The sequence below is a fragment of the Trichococcus sp. genome, assembly GCF_049589555.1.
GTDB lineage: Bacteria > Bacillota > Bacilli > Lactobacillales > Aerococcaceae > Trichococcus.
The window spans coordinates 1-4,050 of record NZ_JBAWAZ010000241.1 but is presented as its reverse complement, the minus strand read 5'-3'; the positions used below and the strand labels follow the sequence as shown (position 1 = coordinate 4,050).

Annotated in this window: 5 protein-coding genes; all 5 read left to right on the top strand. The window is 43.1% G+C overall.

Annotated features, from left to right (window positions below; genetic code table 11):
* Positions 1-115 precede the first annotated feature (115 nt).
* Positions 116-1,321: a type II secretion system F family protein gene (locus WBV27_RS08960; RefSeq protein WP_424201333.1), complete on the top strand. Its 1,206-nt coding sequence runs from the start codon at positions 116-118 to the stop codon at positions 1,319-1,321.
* Positions 1,322-1,460: 139 nt separating this feature from the next.
* Positions 1,461-1,793: a competence type IV pilus major pilin ComGC gene (locus tag WBV27_RS08955; RefSeq protein ID WP_424201331.1), complete on the top strand. Its 333-nt coding sequence runs from the start codon at positions 1,461-1,463 to the stop codon at positions 1,791-1,793.
* Between the two features lie 70 nt (positions 1,794-1,863).
* Positions 1,864-2,619 carry a prepilin peptidase gene (locus WBV27_RS08950; protein ID WP_424201329.1) on the top strand — a complete coding sequence of 252 codons (756 nt, stop codon included), beginning with the start codon at positions 1,864-1,866 and terminating at the stop codon, positions 2,617-2,619.
* Between the two features lie 43 nt (positions 2,620-2,662).
* On the top strand, positions 2,663-3,694 hold the full coding sequence (pilM, locus tag WBV27_RS08945) for a type IV pilus biogenesis protein PilM (protein ID WP_424201327.1): 1,032 nt from the start codon (positions 2,663-2,665) through the stop codon (positions 3,692-3,694).
* The coding region (locus WBV27_RS08940) for a hypothetical protein (protein WP_424201325.1) at positions 3,687-4,050 on the top strand (364 nt) is incomplete at its 3' end. The genes pilM and WBV27_RS08940, both read left to right, overlap by 8 nt.

The window sequence follows — 4,050 nt, the reverse complement described above, 5'->3', positions numbered from 1 at the left end:
GGGATGCACACCATGGAGATGAGCATCAAGCGGCTCGTGGAAGAAGAAACAATCAGCCGGTCGCATCTATTACCATAGTTGCAGATAAAAAATCGTTAAATAAGGAAGGAGGGTAATGATGGCCGTTTTTGCCTACAAAGCCAAAACAAGAGAAGGAAAACTGATGAAGGGGAAAATAGAGAGCTCCAACAAAAAAGAAGCCCTGAACGAACTCAGACACATGGATCTGATCGTCTTTGAAGTGGATGCGCTGAATGCCGTTCTGAACAAGGACCTCAACTTGCGTACCTCTTTGAAATCAAAGGATTTCATCGTGTTTCTGAGACAGTTTTCCTCTTTGACGAATGCAGGTATTTTACTTGTGGATGCGTTGGACCTGCTCGCTGCCCAATCAACAAGTTTGGTGCTCAAAGAGGCGTTGGAAGAATTGTCGGAGGAAATACGGGAAGGGGTTTCCTTGTCTGAAGCGATGGCCAAAAAGCCGAAATTGTTTCCTGACTTGTTGATTCATATGATTCACTCGGCCGAAGTCAGCGGGCGTTTGGAGGAAGTGCTCCAACAAATGGCGGACTATTATGAAAAGCAGCACCGCATCAAGCAGAAAATTTCCACCGCTATGACCTATCCACTTGTGGTTGCGGGGTTGGCCTTCTTCATCACAGCCTTCCTGTTGGTGTTCATCGTGCCGATATTCGGGGATATGTTTGCCTCCATGGGAAGTGAGCTGCCTGCGATTACGCAGTTTGTCCTGACACTGAGCGGTTTGGTTCAGCATTACTGGTGGCTTACCATCTTAGTAGTCGGAGGCCTCATTGCAGGTATCATTCAGCTTGGGAAAAAAGATCAGGTCGCGTATGTGTTCGATGTGGTGCAACTGAAGATTCCTATTCTGGGAACCTTCTTACAGAAAACATTGCTGGCGAGGATGACGCAAACATTAAGTTCTTTGATCAATGGTTCCGTCCCGATTCTGCAGGCCATCGAAGTGACCAGTCAAGTAGTGGGCAATCGTGTGGTTGAGAAGGTGCTATTGCAAGCGCAAAAAGATGTCGAACAAGGCGAATCGCTGGCTAAGCCGATGGTCGATCATTGGTTTTTCCCGCCGCTGATCATTCAGATGATCCAAGTTGGGGAATCAAGCGGAGCGTTGGATGAGATGCTGAAAAAAGTTTCGGAAATCTACGATCAGGAAGTACAGGAAGCGTCCGACAAACTGCAGGCGTTGATTGAACCAGTTATGATTATTTTCCTTTCGGGTATAGTTGGTCTGATCGTTCTTTCGATTGTTGTGCCGATGTTCAGTATGTTCGAAACTTTCTGATGGTTTAGAGCTAAATATATTGCACATCTAAATTAATTTTTATATAATGTAGTAGAAAATAAACTTCTGTTGAAATATGAAGTGAGTTTTTTTAGTAAACAAACACGAATAAAAATAGAAAAAAATGGAGGAAAAGAATATGAGAAATAAAATCAAACAGTTGTTGAAAAAAGAAGGCGGCTTTACATTAATTGAATTACTAGCGGTTATTGCAATCCTAGGATTCATCGTTGCCATCTCGATTCCGTTGGTTGGGAATTTGATTACTAACGCGAAAAGTGATACGGATGCGCAGCAGGAAGCATTGGTTATCGATGCTGCTCAAATGTACGAGATAGAAAACACCATACCAGCTGCAGGAGTTACTACTGATACGTTAGAAAAAGCAGGTTTCCTTGAGTCTGATATTGAAGATACTTTAACAGTAACGAAATCAACTGTTGATGGAAAGACAACGTACGAAGTAAATTAATCGTAACACCCATTCAAATACATAGAAAGACTCCTTCGTGGAGTCTTTCTTGCTTATTAGGAGTTTTTTCATGCATACGATCGTAACTATTATTTTTTTCATCTATGGCTTGGTATTCGGGTCTTTCTTTAATGTGGTGGGGTTGCGGGTGCCTAACGGGACATTGTTGGCTCAAAATCGTTCCTATTGCGACACGTGCCAGCGGACCTTGACCTGGAAAGAATTGATTCCGGTCTGGTCTTTTTTGCGCCAAAGAGGCCGATGCAGTCAATGCAAGGAGAAAATCTCGCTGCTGTACCCAATCATGGAGTTGGCGACCGGGCTCTTGGCGGCCGTTACTTTCTACCGTTATGGTTGGAATGAACAAACTGTTCTGGGCTTGCTGCTGATCGCGCTCATCATTCCGATCACAGTATCCGATTTGGCCTACAGGAAAATTCCAAATAAGTTACTTTTGTTTTTCACGCCATTGTTTTTGGGTTTGCGCATCCTGTATCCGCAGCCTTCTCTATGGGAGTCCTTGATAGGAGCGGGTCTGGCCTTTGGTTTATTGTTCGTGATCATCCTCGTATCGAATGGGGGCATGGGCGCAGGTGATCTGAAATATTTCACTTTATTGGGCTTTATTTTCGGACCTAATCTTTTTTTATTGCTTTTCTTCTTAGCCACGCTTTACGGAGCAATCACGGGAATGATCATCATGAAGCTAAAAGGCGGCAATCGAAAAATGACCCTTCCGTTTGGTCCGTTCATCAGCCTGGCTGCGGTAACTGTTTTTTATTTTGGAGAAGCTATGATTCAGTGGTATCTTTCATTTCTGAGCTGAATGTTATCACTGTTTGCTTTTCGGACCCGGAGGGAGGTACATCATGTTATTTCAGAAAAAACCACTGCTTTATTTTGAATTTTTGGAAAGACGGATTCGCTATTTAGTCATGGATGCGCAATCCCGCACTATCCTGGAACAAAGTGAGATTTTGTTTGATACCGAAATCCTCCATGAGGGGAGAATTCTTAATCCCTCTTTGCTTGAGAATCGCTTAAACGCATTGGTTACCGAGAAAAAATGGAAAAATGCGCAAGCATCGATCCTGTTGCCTGACGACTTTGTGATTGTGCGCGAAGAAAAAGTGCCGGTACAGTTAGCACCCTCAGAAATAAGAGCATATATTACCTTACATATGGGCCAACTGATTCGTTCTCCGTTCAAGGAGACGCGTTTTCACTTTGAGTTGCTTGAAGGGGATGAGACCGAGCAAAACATCATTTTGATGCTTTATCCGCAAGAAGTTATTTTAAAGTATGAATCTGTATTGCAGAAAGTATCTTTGGATCCCGTTGTAGCGGATATCTCTTCGTTATGCCTGTATCGGATTATTCAGCAACAAAATGAACTGCAACAGAATCCCGAAAAGCACGTAATGGTATTGCAATGGAGTCCTGTAGGGCATGCGATTATGGTTTTTCACCGAGGTTTGCCTAAGTTTTCACGCCAGTCAAGCTTAGCCCGTCTGGTGGATTTATGGGATGTGACAAAAGAAGGTGAATGGATCTGGAAGGACGATCAAGACTCTTTTGAAGAGACAATCACGGATACTCTTGATGTTTTGGAAAGGTTGCTGGAGTTTTATCGCTATTCTGTGATGAACGGGGAAGGAGGCGTGACGGATATATTTTTGATGGGCGACTTTCCTGAGCTTGAAAAGGTAAGGGAACAATTAGCCCAACGCTTCTTTCTGCCGATTCATATGCTGCAGGTCTCTGAAGAAATCAGCTCTAAGTTTTTGCCGTTATATGGGCTGGCATCGAAAGAGAAACATGCAGCCGTTGCGCAGAAAATAGCTAAGAAAAAAGTGAAGCGCAGCAGAAAAACAGTGCAGGAGGAAAATGAACATGTTTGAAGTCAATTTTTTTGAAAAAAAACAGAGAAACTTTCTTCCGTATGCGCTTAGCGGGGCTTTCCTTTTCCTGCTTGCTTTGGTGGGTGTCTACTTTTTCTTAATGCAAGCGTATTATGTGAACGCTGAAGTCCGCGATCAAGAATGGCTTCAAGTCGAGAAAGAGCAGTTAATAGTTTCGGGACAAATGCAAGAATATGCGCAATTGACGGAGAAAGTGGCGGATAACAAAGCCACTTTTGAAGAAATGCAATATCCAATGGCTTTCGTAACAAAGTCGATCATAGAAGTAGTTCCGAATGGCGAACAGCATGTGACCATTTTTAACAAAAATGAAACGAATCAAATCACCTTAGTAT